This window comes from Paraburkholderia terricola (assembly GCF_900142195.1).
Lineage (GTDB): Bacteria > Pseudomonadota > Gammaproteobacteria > Burkholderiales > Burkholderiaceae > Paraburkholderia > Paraburkholderia terricola.
Window position 1 is genome coordinate 1 of record NZ_FRAB01000043.1, and the last position, 21,574, is coordinate 21,574.

Here is a 21,574-nt window from a genome sequence, read left to right on the forward strand (position 1 = left end):
GAGGGCGAGGGCGAGGGGCGGAGAGCGAAGGGCGGAGGGCGGAGGGCGGAGGGCGGAGGGCGGAGGGCGGAGGGCGGAGGGCGGAGGGCGAAGAGGACGGCAGAGCGCAACGGGCAACGGGCAGAAGGCGGGGGCAGCAAGCAGTGGGCGAAGAGCGGCTGCGTTGTTGCCCCGAAGGGGGTCAACGCCCACGCCGCTCGCCCGCGCCGCTTCAGCGCCCTTGCCAGCGCCCAGGCGGCACCCCGAACATGCGCCGGAAATGCCGCGTGAAATGGCTTTGATCGGTGAAGCCGCTGACGGCGGCGACCTCCGTCACCGAAACGCCGGCGCGCAGCGGCGCAAGCGCGCGTTGCAGACGCACCTGATTGCGCCACGCGTGGGGCGGCAGGCCGGTGGCCCGCGTGAAAAGGCGCGCCGCGTGAAACGGCGAGAGGCCCGCCGCACGCGCGACATCCGTCAGCGTGACGGGCGCGACGAGGTCGCCCGCGAGACGCTCTTTCATGATCGCCACGCGGACGTCGTCGGTAGCGAGGCGCGCAGGCTCCGGCTGCGTTTGCGCGTAGCGGACCAATAGCGTGGACAACGCGTCGAACATGGCGGCCTCGGCGGCGAGCGCGTCGTCGCCCGCCTCCAGCAGACGATGCGCTCGCGCCAACCGTCGTGCGAGATCGGCGTCGCGGATCACGCCGGGTGCGAACCACGGCAGCGCCTCTCGCTTGCCGGCGACTTCATCGGCGAGCGCGTGAATGAAATGCACCGGCGCATACATCACCCGATAGCGCCAGCCGGCCTCGACGGCTCTCGAGCCCGTGTGCAATTCGCCCGGATTGATGATCGGGACGCTGCCGGCCTCGGCAACATAATCCGTTCCGCGATAGCGATAGCCCTCGGCGCCCGCCACGATCACGGGAATCGTGTATGCGTCGTGCCAATGCGGCGTGAACTCGTGGTCGTGGTATTCGGCCGTGAGCAGGTCCGCGCCGGGCAGAAGCGGCGTGCGCCAGTAACGGGCGGAGTCCTGAAAGCGATGGGCGGCGGTCATGGTGAAGGTCCGGCAAGACTGCCCAGTGTAGCGCGCCGTGACCTGCCGGCGCGTGGGCCGATACGCGTATCTTGCGTGCGGTTTGCCGTAGGTGCGGCGCTTACCTGACCGGGATCGTCGTGCCGGCCGGCATCGGCACCGCGCTCACGCTGTTCTTCGCGCTGCCGCTGACGACCCGGTCGCTGTAGGTCAGATACACCAGCGCGTTGCGCTTCGCGTCGACCACCCGCACCACGTGCAGCGACTTGAAGATCAGCGACATGCTCACGGAGAACACGTCGGCTTGCTGCTTGAGCGGGCCGGTGAAATGGATGGCGCCGACTTGCCGGCAGGCGATGGACGCCTCCGTCGGATCTTCCGCGATGCCGAGCGTGCCTTTGACGCCGCCGGTGCGCGCTCGCGACACGTAGCAGGTCACGCCTTGAACCGCGGGATCGTCGTAAGCCTCGACGACCACGCGGTCCGAACCGGTGATGCGGAAGTTGGTATTGACGCTGGCGACTTCCTCGCTGTGTGCCGTCGGTATGAGGACTAGTGCGGCGGCAACTGCGAGCGCGAGGAGCGACGAGATCGGTTTCATGAGAGGGTCGTGAATGAGCGTCGGGATTGGACGCATGGACGGGATGCCGGGACCGAGCGTGACATGCACGCCGGGAAACCGCCATCGTATAACGGCGTGCCGGTCACGGGGGCGAGTGCGATCGACGCAGGCGAGCGCCACGCCAAAACAAAAAGGCCCGCACGGATGCGGGCCTTCCAGAATTTTGGCTCCTCGACCTGGGCTCGAACCAGGGACCTACGGATTAACAGTCCGGCGCTCTACCGACTGAGCTATCGAGGAACAGCAGTACAACCTGATCTACATAAAAAAGCCCGTCTTGGTTAACGGGCCTTTGCAATTCTTGGCTCCTCGACCTGGGCTCGAACCAGGGACCTACGGATTAACAGTCCGGCGCTCTACCGACTGAGCTATCGAGGAACAGAACAACAACAGCAGAGAAACGAAATTGTAGGAGCAGCTTACGCGCCTGTCAATACCTTGTGCTTACGCGCCGCAACGCTCAGCGGACGAGCAGCGCGAGCTTTTCCTTCACGTCCTTGAACTCGTCGGCTTCCGGCAGCGGCGCTTTTGTCTTGGTGATGCTCGGCCAGTTCTTCGCCAGATCGGCATTCAGTTCGATGAAGTTCTGCTGGTCGCCCGGCACGTCTTCTTCGGCGTAAATGGCGTTCACCGGGCATTCGGCCACGCACACGGCGCAGTCGATACATTCGTCGGGGTCGATCGCGAGGAAGTTGGGACCTTCGCGAAAGCAGTCCACCGGGCACACATCGACGCAGTCGGTATAGCGGCACTTGATGCAGCTTTCGGTCACAACGTGAGTCATTCAGGCAGCTCCTGCATGCGGATCAGAGAACGGCGCCAAGCGCCAAAAGGGTTATTGTAACGTAACGTCAAGAGCCGCATGCAGCATCGGATAGCGCCTTTTATACGTTTTCGTGATTAGTTTATGGGCTCCGGCAAGAGCCGCCCGGCGGCGCGCTGAATGGGGGCGCATTCGGGTAACATGCATCAGTCGGCGCGCTCGGGGCGCGTCGCATGCGCATGGGCAAGTCGGGCCTTCCATGTCAGGCCTTCCGTTTCTATCGCGGTCCAGTTCGCACCATCATGATTATTACTTCGCTGCTCGACACCGATCTGTACAAGTTCACGATGATGCAAGTGGTGTTGCATCACTTTCCCGCGGCGAACGTGGAGTATCGCTTCCGCTGCCGTACGCCGAATGTCGATCTCGTGCCGTACATCGGCGAGATTCACGCCGAGATGCGCAAGCTGTGCCAACTGCGTTTCACCGACGACGAACTCGACTACCTGCGGCGCATGCGCTTCATCAAGGGCGATTTCATCGAGTTTCTCGCGCTGTTCCATCTGAACGAGAAATACATATCGATTGAACCGTCGCCCAAGGGCAATGGCGAAATCGACATCGAGATCAAGGGGCCGTGGCTGCACACGATCCTGTTCGAGATCCCGATGCTGGCGATCGTCAATGAGGTGTACTTCCGCAATACGCAGCAGGAGCCGGCTTACGGCGAAGGGCGCGGGCGTCTCGTCGACAAGATGAAACTGCTAGGCGCGCGCCCGGAATTCGCCGACTGCAAGATCGCCGACTACGGCACCCGCCGCCGTTTCTCGAAGCAGTGGCACGAAGAGGTGATCCTCACGCTGAAAGACGGTCTGGGCGAACAGTTCGCCGGCACCAGCAACGTCTTCTACGCAATGAAACACGGCCTCACGCCGCTCGGCACGATGGCGCATGAGTATTTGCAGGCATGCCAGGCGCTCGGGCCGCGGCTGCGCGACTCGCAAACCTTCGGCTTTGAAATGTGGGCGAAGGAATATCGCGGCGACCTGGGTATCGCGCTGTCCGACGTGTACGGCATGCAGGCGTTTCTGCGCGACTTCGACATGTACTTCTGCAAGCTGTTCGACGGCGCGCGTCATGATTCCGGCGACCCGTTCGACTGGGGCGAGCGTCTGCTCAAGCACTACGAGGCAAACCGCTGCGACCCGCGCACCAAGATCCTCGTGTTCTCCGACGCGCTCGACATTCCGAAGGTGCTGCAACTGTACGAGCGTTTCCGCGGGCGCTGCAAGCTGGCGTTCGGTGTAGGCACCAATCTGACCAACGACCTGGGTTATAACCCGCTGCAGATCGTCATCAAGATGGTTCGCTGCAACGGTCAGCCGGTGGCGAAGCTGTCCGATTCGCCGGGCAAGAACATGTGCGACGACAAAGCCTATCTCGCCTATCTGCGGCAGGTGTTCGGCATCGCGCAGCCGGTGGAAGAAGACGTGAATTAACGCGGTTCATACGCGGCTCCCACGCGCAGCCTGGCCGTTCGGCCAAGGTGTTCGCGCGCGGGGTGGCCGGTATAATTCTCGTCACATCGCACGGCTGTCGACACGAGGATCTCGCATATGGACACATCGATTGCCCGCCGCAACATCCTGGCGCGCATCCGCGCGGCGCAAGGGCGCGAGCCCGAGCCGTCCGCTTCCGAGCGCGAGGCAGCGGCGGACTATCTCGCGCGTCATCCGTCAGGCCCGCGCCCGGAGATGCCGGCCGATCTGAGCGCGCGCTTCATCGAGGAAGCGCAGAAAATGGCGACCACGGTCGACACGGTTCAGGCATTGAGCGAAGCGCCGGCCGCGGCGCATCGCTACCTCACGCAACATGCGTTGCCGCTGCAGGCGATCGCATGGCAAACGCTGCAAGACCTGCCGTGGGACGAAGCCGGTCTTGCCGTCGAGTTCCGCAAGCCGCGAGACGGCGACGTGGTCGGTCTCACCGGCTGCTTCTGCGCGACCGCCGAGACCGGCACGCTGGTCTTGCTGTCTGGGCCGCAGACCTATGCATCGGCGGGCCTGCTGCCGGAAACGCACATTGCGATCGTGCCGGCTTCGCGCATCGTCGCGGGACACGAAGAGGCATTCGCCTTGATCCGCAGCGAGCGCGGCGAACTTCCGCGCGCCGTCAATTTCATCTCCGGGCCTTCGCGCACCGGCGATATCGAACAGACCATCGTGCTGGGCGCGCATGGACCTTACCGGGTTCATGTGATCGTCGTGCAGGGCGCCTGAGTGGGCGAGCGGCTGGCTTTCACGGCACCAGTCGCCGTCGGTCATGACAAGGACTTCAAGAATATGAAACGGCATGCCGTGTCGGCGAGCATGATGTTCGCCGCCGTACTGACGCTCGCGGGTTGGCCTCGACTCGCCAGCGCCGCGACGCTCGAGGGCGCGACCTTGTCGGCGCTATGGGGTCTGCCGTTCGCCGGCGTGTTGCTGTCGATCGCGGCGTTTCCACTGCTCGCCCCAAGGTTCTGGCATCACCATTTCGGCAAGATCACGGCAGCGTGGGCGCTTGTGTTTCTCGTGCCGTTCGCGCTCACGTTCGGCGCGGGCGTCGCGCTCGGCACGCTGGTGCATCAGTTGCTCGAGGAATACATTCCGTTCATCGTGTTGCTGAGCGCGCTCTACACGGTGGCGGGCGGCATCTGCGTGCGCGGCAATCTGCATGGCACGCCGCGCCTGAACACGGCGATTCTTGCGCTCGGCACCGTCCTCGCCAGCATCATGGGCACCACCGGCGCCGCGATGCTGCTGATCCGTCCATTGCTGCGCGCCAACGACAACCGCAAGCACGTCGTTCACGTGGTGGTGTTCTTCATCTTCCTGGTGGCGAACGCGGGCGGTTCGCTCTCGCCGTTGGGCGACCCGCCGCTCTTTCTCGGTTTCCTGCAAGGCGTGAGTTTCTTCTGGACCACCACGCATCTCGCGCTGCCCATGCTGTTCGTTTGCAGCGTGTTGCTCGCCGGATTTTATGCACTGGACTCGTACTATTTTCATCGGCGCGAGGAAGAGCGTTCGCGCTTTCTCGATCCCACACCGGACTCGCCGTCGCTCGGCATGGACGGCAAGATCAACTTTCTGTTTCTGGCCGCGGTGATCGCGCTGGTGCTGATGAGCGGGCTGTGGAAACCGGGCGTGACGTTCGACGTGTTCGGCACGCACGTCGCCTTGCAAAATGCGGTGCGCGACATCGCGCTAATCGGCGTCACGCTGCTCTCGCTGGCATTCACGCCGCGTGCGGCTCGCGCGGGCAATGATTTCAACTGGGCGCCGATCGAAGAGGTCGCCAAGCTGTTCGCCGGTATCTTCCTGACCATCGCGCCGGTCATCACGATCCTGCGCGCGGGTGAGGCGGGCGCCTTCGCGGGCATCGTCCATCTGGTCAACGACTCGAGCGGTCAGCCGCACGACGCGATGTATTTCTGGGCGACGGGTCTGTTGTCTTCGTTTCTCGACAATGCGCCGACCTACCTGGTGTTCTTCAACCTGGCCGGCGGCGATGCGCAAACGCTCATGACCACCGGCGCCACCACGCTCGCCGCGATTTCGGCCGGCGCGGTGTTCATGGGTGCGAACACGTATATCGGCAATGCGCCGAACTTCATGGTGAAAGCGATCGCGGAGTCGCGCGGCGTTCGCATGCCGGGTTTCTTTGCGTATCTGGGCTGGTCCGGCGCGGTGTTGTTGCCGCTCTTCGTCGTGACCGGATGGCTCTTTTTTTGACGCAGGCTTTGACGCCGAGACAGTGGACTCGACGCGCTATTCGGAGAATTGCAATGCAGAAGATCCTCGTCGCCCGTCCGATCTTTCCCGATGTGATCGAACGGCTCAAGCAGTATTTCGACGTCGACTGGAATCAGGGCGACGTATTGCCCGCCGATGAATTCACGCGCCGTCTCGCTGATAGGGACGGCGCGCTGACCGCGGGCGATCCGGTCGGCGCGGCCGTGCTCGCGGCGGCGCCGCGTTTGCGCGTGGTGTCGAACATGGCGGTGGGCTACAACAACTTCGATATGGCGGCGTTCAACGCGGCGAACGTGCTCGGCACCAATACGCCGGACGTGCTGAACGAATCCACCGCCGATTTCGGCTGGGCGCTGATGATGGCGGCGGCACGCCGCATCGCCGAATCGGAGCATTGGCTGCGCGCGGGCAAATGGGAGAAGTGGGCGTATGACGCGTTTCTCGGCGGCGATCTGTACGGTTCCACGCTCGGCGTGATCGGCATGGGCCGGATCGGCCAGGCGCTGGCGCGGCGCGCGAAAGGCTTCAACATGCAGGTGATCTATCACAACCGTTCGCGCGTCGCGCCGGAGATCGAAGCCGAGTTGAATGCCGAATACGTGTCGAAGCAGGACTTGCTGCGGCGTGCCGATCACGTCGTACTCGTGTTGCCGTACACGCAGGAAAATCATCACACGATCGGCGCGGCCGAACTCGCGCTCATGAAGCCGAGCGCGACGCTCACCAACATCGCGCGCGGCGGGATCGTCGACGACGCGGCGCTGGTCGAGGCGCTGCGCTCGAAACAGATCGCGGCGGCCGGTCTCGATGTATTCGAAGGCGAGCCGAAGCTGAATCCCGACCTGCTGACGGTGCCGAATGTCGTGCTGACGCCGCACATCGCCAGCGCGACAGAAGCCACGCGCCGCGCGATGGCGAATCTCGCCGCGGACAATTTGATCGCGGCGCTGGGCGAAGGCCCGCGCGCCGGCCGGCCGCCGAACCCGATCAATCCCGAGGTCATCGGCCGGGCGCGCTCATGACAATGCTTCTGGTGGCGGCCGTCGCGGTGCTGGCGATCGCCTTGGTGATCGCATTGGCGTTGTTGATGCGCGGGCAAGGCCGCGTCGACGAGCGCGAGCAATTCGAGTTGCTTGGCGAACGTATCGACGCCGCCGCCGATGCGCAGGCGCACGCTTACGAGCGGCTCGAACGGCAACTGCGCAACGACATCACCGAGACGGCGCGCGTGTCGCGTGCCGAGCAGAGCGGCGGCTTCGCGCACTTTCAACAAACGCTGGCCTCGCAGTTCAGCAGTATGACGACGGTGCAGGGCGGCAAGATCGACGGTTTCGCGCAGCAACTCGACGCGGTGCGTCACAGCCTGCAGCAGCAGGCGCAACAGGCGCGCGACGAACAGGCTCGAACGCTCAGGCAGTTCGGCGAGACGCTGAGCTTGCAACTCGGGCAAGTCACCGAGGCGAACGATCGCCGCTTCGCCGAGGTGCGCGCGACCATCGAACAGCGGCTGAAGGATATCGAAGCGAACAACTCGACCAAGCTCGAGGAAATGCGCCGCACCGTCGACGAAAAATTGCACGCCACGCTGGAACAGCGCCTCGGGGAGTCGTTCAAGCTGGTGTCCGACCGGCTCGAACAGGTGCATCGCGGGCTGGGTGAAATGCAAACGCTGGCTGCCGGCGTCGGCGATCTGAAGAAGGTGCTCACCAACGTCAAGACGCGCGGCACATGGGGCGAGGTGCAGCTCGAGGCCCTGCTCGAACAGATGCTCACCGTGGACCAGTACGCGAAAAATGTCGCGACCGTGCCGAAGAGCGCCGAGCGCGTCGAATTTGCGATCAAGCTGCCGGGGCGGGCCGAGCAGGGGGATTCGGCTACGCCGGTCTGGTTGCCGGTCGACGCCAAGTTTCCGCGCGAAGACTACGAGCGCCTGATCGAAGCGCAGGAGCGCGCCGATCCGATCGCGGTGGAAGAGGCGTCGCGCGCGCTCGAAGCGCGCATTCGCGCCGAGGCGCGCAGCATCGCGGAGAAATACGTGTCGCCGCCGTACACCACCGATTTCGCGCTGCTGTTCCTGCCGACCGAAGGCCTGTACGCGGAGGTGTTGCGTCGGCCGGGTCTCACCGATCTGCTGCAGCGCGACTATCGCGTGACGATCGCCGGTCCGACCACGCTCACCGCATTGCTCAATAGTTTACAGATGGGTTTTCGCACGCTCGCAATCGAGCGGCGTTCGAGCGAGGTGTGGCAGGTGCTCGGCGCGGTAAAAACGGAGTTCGGCAAATTCGGCGACGTGCTGGCGAGGACCAAGGCGCAGTTGGAAACCGTCACGCGTTCGATCGAAGCCGCGGAAACGCGCACTCGCGTCATGACCCGCAAGCTGCGCGATGTCGAGGCGCTGCCGGGCGAAGAGGCGAGCGGTTTGCTCGGTGATGCGTTATCGGGCGTGGAGTCCGAGGAGCACTGAGGTGGTTGGGGTGCTCCTTCGGCTTGGGACGTGGCGCTGAGTCAGGCCGCCACTCCTTGGGCCAGCCGTTCGAGCGCATCCCCCGTCAGCCGCACGACACGCCAATCCGGCATGACCGTCGCGCCCATTTTTTCGTAGAAGCTGATGGCCGGCTGGTTCCAGTCCAGCACGGTCCATTCGAATCGCCCGCACCGCCGTTCCACGGCCAATGCCGCGAGACGCCGCAACAGCGCCGTGCCCAGACCGCTGCCGCGTTGGCTCGGTTGCACGTAAACGTCTTCGAGATACAGCCCGCGCTTGCCGACGAAACTCGAGTAATTGTGGAAGAACAGCGCATAGCCGACGATGCGGCCTTCGTTTTCGGCCACCAGCGCCTCGATCGAGGGCCGCGCGCCGAACAGCGCGTCACGCAAACCGTCTTCCGTCGCGGCAAAGATGTGCGTGAGCTTTTCGAATTCCGCCAGTTCGTACGCCAGCGCGAAGATCGCGCCGGTGTCCGCCGGCGTGGCGGGGCGGATCGTCGCGGACATCAGGCTTCTTCCGGCACGTCGGTCAATTGGATTTCGATGCCGCCGAAGCGCGAAGCCACCCAGTTATACGCGTGGCATGCGATCCACAACAAGATGAAACCGAGGATCGCATTGAGCAGCAGCGCGCTGAACACCGTGCTCAGTTCCACCGAGCCGTACCGGATGAACGCGACGAGGACGCCCAGCAGCACGATCGGCACCGAGAAGGTCAGGTAAACAAGGATGAGCGCTTTGGCCGTTTGTCCCGGTGCGATGAACGAGATCTGTTTTTTCATATAAGTCAAACCCGTATATGTCGTAGTGGTAATGGGTACAGCTGCAAATGACCGGTAATGGACGCCTTCGGCGGGCGAGGCGTCAGATGAGGCCGTCGAACAACATGATAGCGACGCGCTCTCCCTCGGCAATGTCGCCTTCATCGTGCCCGAGCACGATGAAACAATTCGCCTCGCTCATCGAACTCAGCACGCCGGAGCTTTGCGAACCGGTTGGCGTGACGTGCCATTGCCCCTGCGCGTCTCGTGCGGCGACGCCGCGCTGGAATTCGGTGCGCCCGGCGCGCTTGCGGATCGCCTGGCGGCTGGCGGCGTGAATGACCGGCAGCGGCTGCGGCGTCGCGCCCGACATCAGCAACAGCGCCTCGCGCACGATCTGATAGAACGTCACCATCACCGCGACCGGGTTGCCCGGCAAACCGAAGAATAGCGCGGGAAGCCCGAGCCCCGGTCGCTCGCCGGACCAGACGCGGCCGAAAGCGAGCGGCCGGCCGGGTCGCATTGCCAGGTTCCAGAAGGCGACGTCGCCGAATGTCTGCAGCAGTTGTTTGGTGAAATCCGCCTCGCCGACCGAGACGCCGCCCGAGGTCAACACCACGTCGGCGCTGGCCGCGGCGCTGCGCAGCGCGGCCTTTAGCGCGGCGGGCTCGTCGCGCACCACGCCGAGATCGAGCGTGTCCATGTTCAGGCGCCGGAGCATCGCGAACAGCGTGTAGCGGTTGCTGTCGTAGACGGAACCCGGGTCGAGCGGTTCGCCGAGCGAGCGCAATTCGTCGCCGGTCGAGAAGAAGGCGACGCGCAAGCGCCGCCGCACGTTGACTTCCCCGATGCCAAGCGACGCCAGCAGGCCGAGGTCCGACGCCCGCATGATGCGCCCGGCGCGCAGTGCCGCATGACCGCGCGCGAGGTCTTCACCGGCGCGGCGCCGGTTGGCGCCGGCGGCGACGGCATTCGCCGCGAAGTGGATCGAGGCGGCGTCGGCGGCCCGTTCGACGAGCTCCTGCGGCACCACCGTGTCGCAGTCCGCCGGCATCGAGGCGCCCGTCATGACGCGCACGCATTGCGTCGCCGCCTCCACGCGGCCCGCGAACGGATGCCCGGCCAGCGCCTTGCCGACGATCGCCAACTCGACGGCGGACGCATTGCTTGCCAGCGCCGCGCGGTTGAACGCGTAGCCGTCCATCGCGGAGTTGTCGTGCGAGGGGACGTCGATCGGCGACACGATATCGGCGGCCAGCACGCGGTCGAGCGCGTCGCGCAACGGCACGCGTTCGATTGCCGTGACCGGCGTCGCCCACTGCCGGACGATCGCCTGGGCGGCCGAAACCGGTAGCGCGTGGGGATCGTACTGCGCGACGCAGCGGGAAAATTCGTTAAGCGTGGTCATGAAGAGCTGGACGTCGCGGCCGAAGGCGGGAGCGGCTGTTGCCGTGCGGCCGGAGCGGGATTTCAACCGGGGCCTCAATGACGCTCGAGGTCGGCGAGTTCTTGTAACGAATTGATATTGTAAAACGCGCGCTCGTCGGTAAAGGCGACTTCCACCGTCTTGTGGCGCGCGTACCACGCGCGCACCTTGCGCTCACCGGCGTCCAGAAAGGCGGACAGGTCGTCCGCGAGATCGGTGCGCAGCAACGCGAACACCGGATGAAGGGAGACTTGACCTTGCGCGTCGCAGGTCGTGACCGTGGCGATGTCGGCCTCGCTCGAATCGAGCGCGTGCGCGAGGCGGGTGCCGAGGTCGTCGGGCAGGCCAGGCGTGTCGCACGGCGCGCTGAGCACGTAAGCGCTGCCGGCCGCGCGCAGCCCCGCGAGCAGCCCGGCCAGCGGGCCGGGAAAGCCGGGCAGGGTATCGGCCACTACCGTGGCGCCGAACGGCGCGCCAAGCGCGGCGTACGCCTCGGGATGACGATTGGCGCTGATCAGCAGCGCGCCGGCTTGCGGTGCGAGGCGCTTCAGCACATGCGCGGCGAGCGGTTCGCCATGCAGCGCCTGCAGACCCTTGTCGGCACCGCCCATGCGCATGCCGCGGCCGCCGGCGAGCACCAGCCCCGTGATGTGTTCGCGGCCTGGCTTCATGCGCCGCGGCTCAACCGCCGATGTACGACATTTCCACGCGGCGGCCTTCCTGCGCGTGGGGTTCGGCTGCGCTGCTGCCGCGCAGTTGCGAATAACGATCGCCGCGGCTTTGCCAGATTTCGGCGACGGCGGTGGCGATCTCGACGTCGCTCGCCCCGGCGCGCAGCAACGCACGCAGATCGTGACCGGACGATGCAAACAGGCACAGATACAGCTTGCCCTCAGTCGATAGACGCGCTCGCGTGCAACTGCCGCAAAAGGCGCGCGTCACACTCGAAATCACGCCGATCTCGCCGCTGCCGTCGGCATAACCCCAGCGCTGGGCGGTCTCGGCAGCGCTGTGCGCTTCGAGCGGCACGAGCGGGAAATGCTCGGCAATGCGCGCGACCACGTCGGCGGACGGCAGCACCTCGGTCATGTTCCAGCCGTTCGAACTGCCGACATCCATGTATTCGATGAAGCGCAGCACCGCGCCGGAGCCTTTGAAATGGCGCGCCATCGGCAGGATCTCGCTGTCGTTGGTGCCGCGCTTGACCACCATGTTGACCTTGACCGGCGCGAGGCCGACCGCTTGCGCCGCGGCGATGCCCTCCAGCACGTCCGCCGCGGCGAAGTCGGCGTCGTTCATGCGGCGAAACAGCGTGTCGTCGAGCGCGTCGAGACTCACGGTCACGCGGCTCAGGCCGGCGTCTTTCAGGCTTTGCGCTTTGCGCGCGAGCAGCGAGCCGTTGGTGGTCAGCGTCAGATCGAGCGGGCGGCCTGCCGGCGTGGAGAGCCGCGCGAGCCGTTCGATCAGGAATTCGAGGTTTTTACGCAGTAGCGGCTCGCCGCCCGTGAGCCGGATTTTCTCGACGCCATGCGCGACGAAGAGCCGCGCGAGGCGCTCGATTTCCTCGAAGCTCAGCAACGCGCTGTGCGGCAGGAACGCGTAGTCCTTATCGAACACGGCGCGAGGCATGCAGTAGACGCAGCGGAAATTGCAGCGGTCCGTCACCGAAATGCGCAGGTCGCGCAGCGGCCGGGCGAGCGTGTCGTGCAACGCGCCGCTGGGCGCCTGCGCCGGGCCGGAGATGACCGGCACCGCGCTGAGATCGGCAACAGGGATGATGCGTCGGGACATGAATGGCCTGGCTCGGTGCTGGAATGAAAAGCGGCCTGTTCATTCTATCGGAAATGCATTGCGCGACTGATGGAGCCCTGGCGCCTCTGCGGGTATACGGGGAGCCGCGTCCGGCGCGGTGTCCAGCCTGCTTTCCTCGCGCATAAAAAAAGCCCGCCGATGAAGGCGGGCTTTTCGAGGACGACGGGGCGGCTTACTGCGTGTGCTTGCCCGTTTCCACTTGTTGCATCGGCGCGCTATCGAGCGGCGGCAACGGCTTGCGCTCGCGCACCACGCGGGCCGGCTTGGCCGCCTGCGCAGCGGCTTCCTGCGCTGCGCGCAGCTTCTCGGCGTCGGTGTTCACCCAGACGAGACCGGCTTGTTCCAGCACCGGTTTCAGGGCTTCCGCCGACACGGCGCCATTGCGTACCGCGTGCGGAGCCTGTGTCGCCAGCGGTGCGGCGGCGACAGGCGCCTCGGCCGCCGCGGGTTTCGCAGGTTCCGCCGGTTCCGCCGCCGGCGTAACCGCTGCTACGATCGGCTGCGGTTCGACGATCTCGGCTTGCGGCGCCGGCTCGGCGGCCGGCGTCTCGACCACTGCGGCCGGAGCCACGGTTTCCACCGGAGCCGGCGCGGCTTGCGCCTCGACAGCCGGAGCCGGTGCGGGCGTTTCAGCCTGCGCCTGAACCGGAGCTTCGGCACGTGCGACCGGTTCGACCAGCGAAACGGTTTCACTTGCGGCGGGTGTCGCTTGCGCGGCTTCAACGGGTGCCGCGGCGGCTTGCGCAACCGGCGTTTCCGTTGCCGGTTCGATTGCCGCCGGTGCCGCCGGCGCCTCTGCGACCGGAACGACCGTTTCGGTCCTGGCGGCCTTCTCGGCGGCCAGAGCCGGCGTCTCGGTTGCCGCGTGCAGTTCGCTCACCACAGCCGACTCAGTGGCGACAGCTGCGACCACGACTTCCACCGGCGTCACCTGCTTCGCTTCGCCGGCTTCGGCGCTGACTTCGGCCTTATGCTCGACTGGCTGATGCGTCGTGCGCACCGGCGCTTCGTCGGTCACGCTGACGTTTTGGCCTTCAGCTTCCGCGACATCGGCGGCTAGATTGCCGTTCACGTCTTCTTCACGCTCACGACGGCCACCGCGACGGCCGCGACGGCGGCGGCGACGCTCTTCACCTTCACGCGCCACCGCTTCCTGATCGGCCGGCGCACCGCTTTCGCCCAGTGCGACCTGCTTTTGCGCCAGTTCTTCCGCCGCTTGCGCGTCCGGCTGCGTCGTTAGCGCATCCGTGGTTTCCGCTTGCTGCTTGCGGCGCTCGCCGCGTTCGACACGCTCGCCCCGTTCACGGCGTTCGCCGCGTTCCGGACGCTCGCCCCGCGGTGCGCCTTCGACGGTTTCCGTGCGCTCGGCGCCGCGATTGTCGCGATCACGGTTTTCACGGCCCTCGCGACCTTCGCGCGGCTCACGGCCTTCGCGGCCGGCACGCGGTTCACGCGGCTCACGTGCTTCACGCGGCTCGCGGCCCTCGCGTGCCTCGCGGCCTTCACGCGGTTCGCGTTCCTCGCGACGCGCCGACGGCTGTTGCCCTTGAGCCTGACGGCCGCCGCCCGTGCCTTCGCCACGGCTCGCCGCATCGCGGCCGGCTGCGCCGCCACGGCGATTGCGGTTGCGATCGCCGCCGCGTTCGCCGGTGCGCTCACCGCGCTCCGTGCGCTCGCCGCGTTGCGGACGCGCTTGCTTCTCGGCGGTGGCCGGCGCTGCGGGCGCCGGGGCTGCCGGCTGCATGCCGAACAGATTTTTCAGCCAGCCGATAAAGCCGCCGCCAGCGGGCGTCACCGCGACCGGAGCCGGGGCTGTCGCCACCGGGCGAACCGGCGCGCTCGGCGCGGGCTTCTCCGGCGTGATGCCCTTGACCGCCGCTTCCTGCTTCGGCTTCACTTCCTCGGTGCGCTTGCTGTAACCGGTTTCCGATTCCAGTTCGCGGGCCGCTTCCTCGGCCATCTTCCACGAAGCGCGCGGTTCGTCGAGGCGTGCATCGTCGTGACGCAGACGCTCCAGCTTGTAGTGCGGCGTGTCGAGGTGCTTGTTCGGCACCAGCACGACGTTGACCTTGAAGCGCGACTCGATCTTGTTGATTTCCGAGCGCTTTTCGTTCAACAGGAAGGCGGTGACCTCGACCGGCACCTGGCAGTGGATCGCCGCGGTGTTCTCCTTCATCGCTTCTTCCTGAATGATCCGCAGCACTTGCAGCGCGGACGATTCGGTATCGCGGATGTGGCCCGTGCCGTTACAGCGCGGGCAGGTCACGTGGCTGCCTTCCGACAAGGCCGGGCGCAGACGCTGGCGCGACAGTTCCATCAGGCCGAAGCGCGAGATCTTGCCCATCTGGACGCGCGCGCGGTCGTGCTTCAAGGCGTCTTTCAGGCGCTGCTCGACTTCGCGCTGGCTCTTGGCCGATTCCATGTCGATGAAGTCGATCACGATCAGGCCGCCCAGGTCGCGCAGGCGCAACTGGCGGGCCACTTCGTCGGCGGCTTCGAGGTTGGTGCGCGCGGCGGTTTCCTCGATGTCGGCGCCCTTGGTGGCGCGCGCCGAGTTCACGTCGATCGCGACCAGTGCTTCCGTGTGGTCGATCACGATCGCGCCGCCCGAGGGCAGCGGCACCGTGCGCGAGTACGCCGTTTCGATCTGGTGTTCGATCTGGAAGCGCGAGAAGAGCGGCACGTCGTCGTGATACCGCTTCACCTTGCTGACATTGTCGGGCATCACGATGTCCATGAAGGCGCGGGCCTGGTCATGGATTTCGGTGGTGTCGATCAGGATTTCGCCGATATCGGGCTGGAAGTAGTCGCGAATCGCGCGGATCACGAGGCTCGATTCGAGATAAATCAGCATCGGCTGGCCGGCCGAACCGCTTTGCGACGCGGCTTCGATCGCGCGCCACAATTGCATCAGGTAGTTCAGGTCCCACTGCAGTTCTTCGGCGGAACGGCCGATGCCGGCCGTGCGCGCGATGATGCTCATGCCTTCCGGCAACTGCAACTGCGCCATGGTTTCGCGCAGTTCCTGACGGTCGTCGCCTTCGATACGGCGCGATACGCCGCCGCCGCGCGGGTTGTTCGGCATCAAAACGAGATACCGCCCGGCGAGCGAGATGAACGTGGTGAGGGCCGCGCCCTTGTTGCCGCGCTCTTCCTTTTCGACCTGAACGATCAGTTCCTGGCCTTCTTTCAGGGCGTCCTGGATGCGCGCGGAGCGCATGTCGACGCCGTCGCGGAAGTACTGGCGGGCGACTTCCTTGAACGGCAGAAAACCGTGGCGGTCTTCGCCGTAGTTGACGAAACAGGCTTCGAGCGACGGCTCGATGCGGGTAATGATGCCCTTGTAAATATTGCCTTTGCGCTGTTCGCGGCCGGCGGTTTCGATGTCGATGTCGATGAGTTTTTGCCCATCGACGATGGCGACGCGCAGTTCTTCCTGCTGCGTCGCATTGAACAACATGCGTTTCATTGAACGGCTCCAGAGCGGCTTAGCCTGGCCCCTGGCCGCGCGGTTGTCAGTCGCGAGAGCGCAGGGGGCAACGGCATGCCGCGCCTTATTGTGTTTTCACAAGCACGCTGGAGCGGGAAAATTGGCGGGAGAATTGCCTGAGAGGGCCCGGCCCATTGAACATGGGCGCGGTGCCGCAGGGCACATGCGAACACGGCTTCAAATAACGACCCGACACGCCGCGGGTTCTGCCAGCAGACCTTCATAAGCCATTCGTCCACTCGCGCCGGTGCGCCGACTGGGCGCGTGACCGGAGGGTCGAAGGCTGCGGTCATGCCGCAACGGGAAGTTCGCGCAAGCGGCGCGTCTTTTCCTGCTGGGGGTGTCTCGCCTCATTTTGACGTCGCCATGTCTTGTACTTTCTACAAGACGCCTTGGGCGCACGCCGTATTTTCGCAACCGGCAGCTTCGTACAGCAGGGCGTCAGACCGCCCGATACCGAAGCTGAAAGTTAAATTCTTTTTTACCAAAATTCCGTTACCGTCGAAGCCGACCTTGACCGAACGCGCCTGTGGGCGCCGTCCCTGCCGGGCACTGACTTCGTGCGTGCAACTTGTTGCATCTCATTTTGAGGGTGAGCAACCAGACCCCGGCGCAAGTAAAATAACGGTTTATCGCTTGCACCCGCGCAATCCGCCCGAATTCCGGACACTGCGCCGGCCGCCGCAGACTGCTGGGCAAATTATATTCAGAATGAAAGAGTTAGGCAAAATATCCCAGAAATCGGTCGCAAGCGACCAGGTCTCGATGATCGAGATCGACGACAGTGCGGCCGGACAGCGCATCGACAATTTTCTGTTGCGCGTCTGTAAAGGCGTGCCGAAAAGCCATATTTACCGCATCCTGCGCAGCGGGGAAGTGCGGGTCAACAAGGGCCGGATCGACGCGCAGTACCGTCTCGAGCTTGGCGACCTGGTGCGCGTGCCGCCCATTCGGGTCGCCCAGCACAATGAGCAGATCACGCAAGCGGCGGTGCCGTCGGCGCAGTTCAGGATCATTTTCGAGGACGAGCATCTGCTGGTCATCGACAAACCGGCCGGCGTGGCGGTGCATGGCGGCAGCGGTGTCGCCTTCGGCGTGATCGAACAGATGCGCGAGGCGCGGCCGCAGGCGAGATTTCTCGAACTGGTGCATCGGCTGGATCGCGAGACCTCCGGCATCCTCATGCTCGCGAAGAAGCGCGCCGCGCTCGTCGATCTGCACGAGCAGATTCGCGAGAACCGGATGGATAAGCGCTACTATGCGTGCGTTCACGGCGATTGGGCGAGCGATTGGGGCCGCCGCCGCGCGGTCAAGGAACCGCTGCACAAGTACCTGACAGCAGACGGGGAGCGGCGCGTGCGGGTGCAGGCGGATGGCCTCGCGTCGCACACGGTCTTCAATCTGATCGACCGCTGGCCGGAGTACGCGCTGCTCGAGGCGGAACTGAAAACCGGCCGCACGCACCAGATTCGCGTGCATTTGCAGCATCTGGAGCTGCCGATCGTCGGCGACGCCAAATACGGCGACTTCGCGCTGAACAAGGCGCTGGCGCGCGCCAACGCCAGGCCGGGCTTGAAGCGCATGTTCCTGCATGCCTACCGGCTCAAGCTCACGCACCCGGCAACCGGCGCGCCGCTGCAACTGGAGGCGCCGTTGCCAGCCGAGTGTCGCAGCTTCATCGCGCAGCTCAACGAATTACGAAATGGGTCACACCCGGAGACGTCCACGCATGGCTAGAGAGCAATTTGACCTGATCGTCTTCGACTGGGACGGGACGCTGATGGATTCGACCGCTCACATTACGCGCAGCATCCAGGCGGCGTGCCGCGACCTGGGCTTGCCCGTGCCGGCCGACGAGGCCGCGAGCTACGTCATCGGTCTCGGACTGCGCGACGCGCTGCAAATCGCCGCGCCCACGCTCGATCCGGTGGAGTATCCGCGTCTCGCCGAGCGCTACCGCTTCCATTATCTGGTCAAGGATCAGACCACCGAGCTGTTCGTCGGCGTGCGCGAGATGCTGCAGGAATTGCGCGACCAAGGTTATCTGCTGGCCGTGGCGACGGGCAAGAGCCGCGTCGGGCTGAACCGCGCGCTCGACCAGTCGCGCCTGACCAGCCTGTTCGACGGTACGCGCTGCGCGGACGAAACCTTTTCGAAGCCGCATCCGGCCATGCTGCACGAACTCACGCGCGAACTGGGGCAGGACCCGCTGCGCACAGTGATGGTCGGCGATACCACGCACGATCTGCAAATGGCGATCAATGCGGGCGTCGCCGGCATCGGCGTGACTTACGGCGCGCATCCGGCGGGCTCCTTGAGCGCTTTGTCGCCGAAATTCGTCGCCTCCAGCGTCAGTGTGCTGTCCGGTTGGCTGCGAGAGAACGCATGAGTGCGGGCGTGGCTGAGGCGGCGCAAGCTGTCCGCGTGTGCGCCGCTGACGAACTGTTGGACGGCGGCGCTGGCGTGCGCCGCGCCGCGCGGCTCGCGAACGACGAGGTCGTGGTGTTTTTTGTTCGCTACGACGGCCGCGCCTACGGTTATCTGAACCGCTGCGCCCACGTGCCGATGGAGCTCGACTGGGCCGAGGGACAGTTCTTCGAATCGTCAGGTTTATACTTGATGTGCGCTACACATGGCGCGATTTACGCGCCCGATACGGGCAAATGCGTCGGTGGCCCCTGCCGCGGCGGCAGATTACGCCCCGTCCAAGTGGAAGAACGCGATACGCCCGAAGGCCGTGCCGTATTCTGGCTGCCGGACGGCGAACTGCGCCCCCTCATGCCCTGATTCCCTTCTCTTTCCATTGCACCGCATGTCCGACAATTTGACTCCCGAGCCGAAGGAACCCTCCCTGACTGGCCGCCCCCGTACCTCCGCCGATGAGCCGGGCTGGGAGCGCGCCGCGCTCGAACGCATTGCGCTCGCGGCGATCCACGAACAGCGCGCGGCGCGCCGCTGGAAGATCTTCTTCCGTTTCATCTTTCTGGCCGTCGTGCTGCTTGCCGTCTGGGGTCTGTTCGATTTTTCCGGCGACAAGGTTGCCGTCGCGGGACGCCACACGGCGATGATCGCACTCGACGGCGAAATCTCCGCCGATACCACCGCGAACGCCGAAGACGTTGCAACCGCCTTGCGAAGCGCGTTCAACGACTCCGGCACGGCCGGCGTGATCCTGCGCTGCAACAGTCCGGGCGGAAGTCCGGTGCAGGCGGGCATCATTTATAGCGAGATTCGCCGGTTGCGCGCCAAGCATCCGTCCACTCCGCTGTACGTCGTGGTGGGAGATATGTGCGCGTCCGGCGGTTACTACGCGGCCGCGGCGGCCGACAAGATCTACGTGGACAAGGCGAGCATCGTCGGCTCGATCGGCGTGCTGATGGATAGCTTTGGCTTCACCGGCCTGATGGACAAGCTGGGGGTCCAGCGGCGACTGCGCACGTCCGGTGAGAACAAGGGCTTTTTCGATCCGTTCTCGCCGGAAACGCCGAAGATGGATCAGCATGCGCAGGAGTTGCTCGACCAGATTCACGCGCAGTTCATCGAGGCGGTGCGCGAGGGCCGCGGCAAGCGCCTTCATGAAACGCCGGACATGTTCTCTGGCCTGTTCTGGACGGGTCAGAAAAGCGTCGAACTGGGTCTTGCCGACGGTTTTGGCGATGCCAATTTCGTCGCACGCGACATCATCAAGGCGCCGGATATCGTCGACTACACGGTGAAGGAAAGCATCACGGACCGCGTCGCGCGGAAGTTCGGCGCGGCGGTCGGCAGCGGCGCCGTGCATGCGATGGCGTTGGGCGGGAAGTTCAACCTGCGGTGATCCGTTGTGAAAAAAGCCCTGCGCAATGCGATTGCGCAGGGCTTTTGCGTGTGAGCTTAGACGGCCAGAATGAGGAAGATTGCCGGCCGCTTGTGCAGATCGAGCGCTGACTTCTTCTTCCAGTCGGCCACGCTGTGGCTGGCGATGGTTTCCGTCTCCAACGTCAGATCGACTGCGACGCAAACGAGCGTCGACGGCGCGCACGTCGCCAGCACGGTGTCTAGCAGCGCACGATTCCGATATGGCGTTTCGATAAAAATCTGCGTTTGCTTACCCTTGCGCGATTGCAGTTCGAGTTCCCTCAGGCGCTTGGCGCGCTCGGTGGGCTCGACCGGCAAGTAGCCGTGAAACGCAAAACTCTGGCCGTTCAGGCCGGAAGCCATCAAGGCCAGCAGAATCGAACTGGGTCCGACAAACGGCACGACTTTCACGCCGCGCTCATGCGCGCGGCGCACCAGCAGCGCGCCAGGGTCCGCGACCGCCGGACAGCCGGCTTCGGAGACGAGGCCCGCGTCGGTGCCCGCCAGGAGCGGCGCGAGCAGCTTGTCGATCTCGCCAGCCGGCGTGTTGACGTTCAGTTCGCGAATTTCGATTTCCTGAATCGGCCGTTCGGTGCCGACTTTCTTCAGGAAAGCGCGGGTGGTTTTCGCGTTTTCGCCAATGTAGTAGTGCAGCGACGCCGCGCGGGCGCGCACCGGCGCCGGCAGGACGGCGTCGAGCGCGTCGGCGTCGCCTTCGCCGAGCGTGTTCGGGATCAGATAAAGGGTGCCGGTCATTGCGCCCCCAGGAGTGGAAAGTCCACCGCGAGCAGCATGCGCGACAGTGCGATCAACGGCAGGCCGACGAGTGCCGTCGGGTCGTCGGAATGAATGGCCTCGAGCAACGCGATGCCGAGTCCCTCGGATTTTGCGCTGCCCGCGACGTCGTAAGGCGTTTCCGCCCGCAGATAGGCGTCCAGCGCGGCGTCCGGCAGATCGCGGAACCGCACGCGGGTCATCACGTCGGCCGTCTGCGCTGCTGCCGAGCGGCTATCGAATAGGCACAGCGCGCTGTGGAACAGCACTTCGCGGCCGCGCATCGCCCGCAACTGCGCGAGCGCGTTTTCGTGCGTGCCGGGTTTGCCGATCTGCAAGCCGTCGTAGGTGGCGACCTGGTCCGAGCCGATCACGAGCGCGGCCTCGCCGGCGGGGAGTCCCGCCGCCACCGCGCGAGCCTTCGCCTCGGCGAGCCGCAGCGCAGTGATGTCGGGTGTTTCGCCAGCGAAGGCTGTTTCGTCGATTGCGGGCACGGCGACGTCGAACGGCACGCGCAGGCGTTCCAGCAGTTCGCGGCGATACGGCGAACTGGACGCCAGAATCAGGCGCGGCGGGCGATTGGGGGAATCTGGCATGGTCAACCAACGGCTAGAGAGGCGGGACGTACGGGCTTGCGCGGAACTCGCGCGTGTACGGGCTTAAGTGTTTGACTCAAAAAGACAAAACGGATATGATTTTGGGCTTTTCATCGGTATGCTATTGCGCGGGCGGGCTTTTTTACAGAGTTCGCGGGCTGCAATATAAACCCGGTTATCCCGGCGAA

At 65.1% G+C, this 21,574-nt stretch carries 20 protein-coding genes and 2 tRNA genes; 9 read left to right on the forward strand and 13 right to left on the reverse strand.

Translation table 11 applies throughout. The annotated features are described in order from the left end of the window. Positions 1 to 211: 211 nt before the first annotated feature. The 5 genes from BUE39_RS27015 to fdxA form a co-directional block, all read right to left on the reverse strand. Positions 212 to 1,042 carry a helix-turn-helix transcriptional regulator gene (locus BUE39_RS27015; RefSeq protein ID WP_073431772.1) on the reverse strand — a complete coding sequence of 277 codons (831 nt, stop codon included), beginning with the start codon at positions 1,040 to 1,042 and terminating at the stop codon, positions 212 to 214. A gap of 100 nt (positions 1,043 to 1,142) precedes the next feature. Then, complete coding sequence (locus tag BUE39_RS27020) at positions 1,143 to 1,622, reverse strand: CreA family protein (protein ID WP_073431773.1); 480 nt, start codon at positions 1,620 to 1,622, stop codon at positions 1,143 to 1,145. A gap of 185 nt (positions 1,623 to 1,807) precedes the next feature. Then, positions 1,808 to 1,883, reverse strand: a tRNA-Asn gene (locus BUE39_RS27025). A gap of 62 nt (positions 1,884 to 1,945) precedes the next feature. Next, positions 1,946 to 2,021: transfer RNA gene (locus BUE39_RS27030), tRNA-Asn, on the reverse strand. Between the two features lie 82 nt (positions 2,022 to 2,103). Continuing rightward, a complete protein-coding gene (gene fdxA, locus BUE39_RS27035) occupies positions 2,104 to 2,427 on the reverse strand; it encodes a ferredoxin FdxA (protein ID WP_006052862.1) in 324 nt (107 codons plus the stop codon). A 281-nt stretch (positions 2,428 to 2,708) separates the two neighbouring features. Here fdxA and pncB point away from each other — a divergent pair, with 281 nt between their 5' ends. From pncB to BUE39_RS27060, 5 genes are all read left to right on the forward strand, one after another. After that, positions 2,709 to 3,905: a nicotinate phosphoribosyltransferase gene (gene pncB / locus BUE39_RS27040; protein WP_073431812.1), complete on the forward strand. Its 1,197-nt coding sequence runs from the start codon at positions 2,709 to 2,711 to the stop codon at positions 3,903 to 3,905. 117 nt (positions 3,906 to 4,022) lie between these two features. Further along, positions 4,023 to 4,685, forward strand: a complete 663-nt coding sequence (locus BUE39_RS27045; protein WP_073431774.1) for a LutC/YkgG family protein — start codon at positions 4,023 to 4,025, stop codon at positions 4,683 to 4,685. 63 nt (positions 4,686 to 4,748) lie between these two features. After that, positions 4,749 to 6,179 carry a sodium:proton antiporter gene (locus BUE39_RS27050; RefSeq protein ID WP_073431813.1) on the forward strand — a complete coding sequence of 477 codons (1,431 nt, stop codon included), beginning with the start codon at positions 4,749 to 4,751 and terminating at the stop codon, positions 6,177 to 6,179. A gap of 53 nt (positions 6,180 to 6,232) precedes the next feature. After that, positions 6,233 to 7,222, forward strand: a complete 990-nt coding sequence (locus BUE39_RS27055; RefSeq protein ID WP_073431775.1) for a 2-hydroxyacid dehydrogenase — start codon at positions 6,233 to 6,235, stop codon at positions 7,220 to 7,222. Beyond that, complete coding sequence (locus BUE39_RS27060; protein ID WP_073431776.1) at positions 7,219 to 8,667, forward strand: DNA recombination protein RmuC; 1,449 nt, start codon at positions 7,219 to 7,221, stop codon at positions 8,665 to 8,667. The genes BUE39_RS27055 and BUE39_RS27060 overlap by 4 nt, the downstream gene beginning before the upstream one ends. A 41-nt stretch (positions 8,668 to 8,708) precedes the next feature. Here the strand turns inward: BUE39_RS27060 and BUE39_RS27065 are convergent, their stop codons facing one another. The 6 genes from BUE39_RS27065 to BUE39_RS27090 all read right to left on the reverse strand — a co-directional run bounded on the left by BUE39_RS27065 (position 8,709) and on the right by BUE39_RS27090 (position 16,158). Further along, positions 8,709 to 9,197 carry a GNAT family N-acetyltransferase gene (locus BUE39_RS27065; RefSeq protein WP_073431777.1) on the reverse strand — a complete coding sequence of 163 codons (489 nt, stop codon included), beginning with the start codon at positions 9,195 to 9,197 and terminating at the stop codon, positions 8,709 to 8,711. Continuing rightward, positions 9,197 to 9,472 (reverse strand): hypothetical protein, encoded by a 276-nt coding sequence (locus BUE39_RS27070; protein WP_073431778.1) that lies wholly within the window; start codon positions 9,470 to 9,472, stop codon positions 9,197 to 9,199. The genes BUE39_RS27065 and BUE39_RS27070 overlap by 1 nt, the downstream gene beginning before the upstream one ends. An 82-nt stretch (positions 9,473 to 9,554) precedes the next feature. Then, complete coding sequence (gene moeA / locus BUE39_RS27075; protein ID WP_073431814.1) at positions 9,555 to 10,859, reverse strand: molybdopterin molybdotransferase MoeA; 1,305 nt, start codon at positions 10,857 to 10,859, stop codon at positions 9,555 to 9,557. Between the two features lie 74 nt (positions 10,860 to 10,933). Then, positions 10,934 to 11,548: a molybdenum cofactor guanylyltransferase MobA gene (gene mobA, locus BUE39_RS27080; protein ID WP_073431779.1), complete on the reverse strand. Its 615-nt coding sequence runs from the start codon at positions 11,546 to 11,548 to the stop codon at positions 10,934 to 10,936. A gap of 10 nt (positions 11,549 to 11,558) precedes the next feature. Then, positions 11,559 to 12,668 (reverse strand): GTP 3',8-cyclase MoaA, encoded by a 1,110-nt coding sequence (gene moaA / locus BUE39_RS27085; RefSeq protein ID WP_073431780.1) that lies wholly within the window; start codon positions 12,666 to 12,668, stop codon positions 11,559 to 11,561. A 193-nt stretch (positions 12,669 to 12,861) separates the two neighbouring features. Beyond that, positions 12,862 to 16,158 carry an Rne/Rng family ribonuclease gene (locus tag BUE39_RS27090; protein WP_073431781.1) on the reverse strand — a complete coding sequence of 1,099 codons (3,297 nt, stop codon included), beginning with the start codon at positions 16,156 to 16,158 and terminating at the stop codon, positions 12,862 to 12,864. Between the two features lie 732 nt (positions 16,159 to 16,890). Between BUE39_RS27090 and BUE39_RS27095 the strand changes: the two genes are divergently transcribed. Genes BUE39_RS27095 through BUE39_RS27110 form a run of 4 tightly spaced genes read left to right on the forward strand, consistent with a single transcriptional unit; the run spans position 16,891 to position 19,996 of the window. Next, positions 16,891 to 17,916 carry an RluA family pseudouridine synthase gene (locus tag BUE39_RS27095; RefSeq protein ID WP_073431782.1) on the forward strand — a complete coding sequence of 342 codons (1,026 nt, stop codon included), beginning with the start codon at positions 16,891 to 16,893 and terminating at the stop codon, positions 17,914 to 17,916. Beyond that, positions 17,909 to 18,568, forward strand: a complete 660-nt coding sequence (locus BUE39_RS27100; protein ID WP_073431783.1) for an HAD-IA family hydrolase — start codon at positions 17,909 to 17,911, stop codon at positions 18,566 to 18,568. Before BUE39_RS27095 ends, BUE39_RS27100 begins: the two co-directional genes overlap by 8 nt. After that, complete coding sequence (locus BUE39_RS27105; RefSeq protein WP_073431784.1) at positions 18,565 to 18,966, forward strand: Rieske (2Fe-2S) protein; 402 nt, start codon at positions 18,565 to 18,567, stop codon at positions 18,964 to 18,966. The genes BUE39_RS27100 and BUE39_RS27105 overlap by 4 nt, the downstream gene beginning before the upstream one ends. Positions 18,967 to 18,991: 25 nt before the next feature. After that, positions 18,992 to 19,996 (forward strand): S49 family peptidase, encoded by a 1,005-nt coding sequence (locus BUE39_RS27110; RefSeq protein ID WP_073431785.1) that lies wholly within the window; start codon positions 18,992 to 18,994, stop codon positions 19,994 to 19,996. 56 nt (positions 19,997 to 20,052) lie between these two features. Here BUE39_RS27110 and BUE39_RS27115 read toward each other — a convergent pair whose 3' ends face one another. Both BUE39_RS27115 and BUE39_RS27120 read right to left on the reverse strand, forming a co-directional pair. Then, positions 20,053 to 20,772 (reverse strand): SAM-dependent methyltransferase, encoded by a 720-nt coding sequence (locus BUE39_RS27115; RefSeq protein WP_073431786.1) that lies wholly within the window; start codon positions 20,770 to 20,772, stop codon positions 20,053 to 20,055. After that, positions 20,769 to 21,386, reverse strand: a complete 618-nt coding sequence (locus BUE39_RS27120; RefSeq protein ID WP_073431787.1) for a Maf-like protein — start codon at positions 21,384 to 21,386, stop codon at positions 20,769 to 20,771. The genes BUE39_RS27115 and BUE39_RS27120 overlap by 4 nt, the downstream gene beginning before the upstream one ends. Between the last annotated feature and the right edge of the window lie 188 nt (positions 21,387 to 21,574).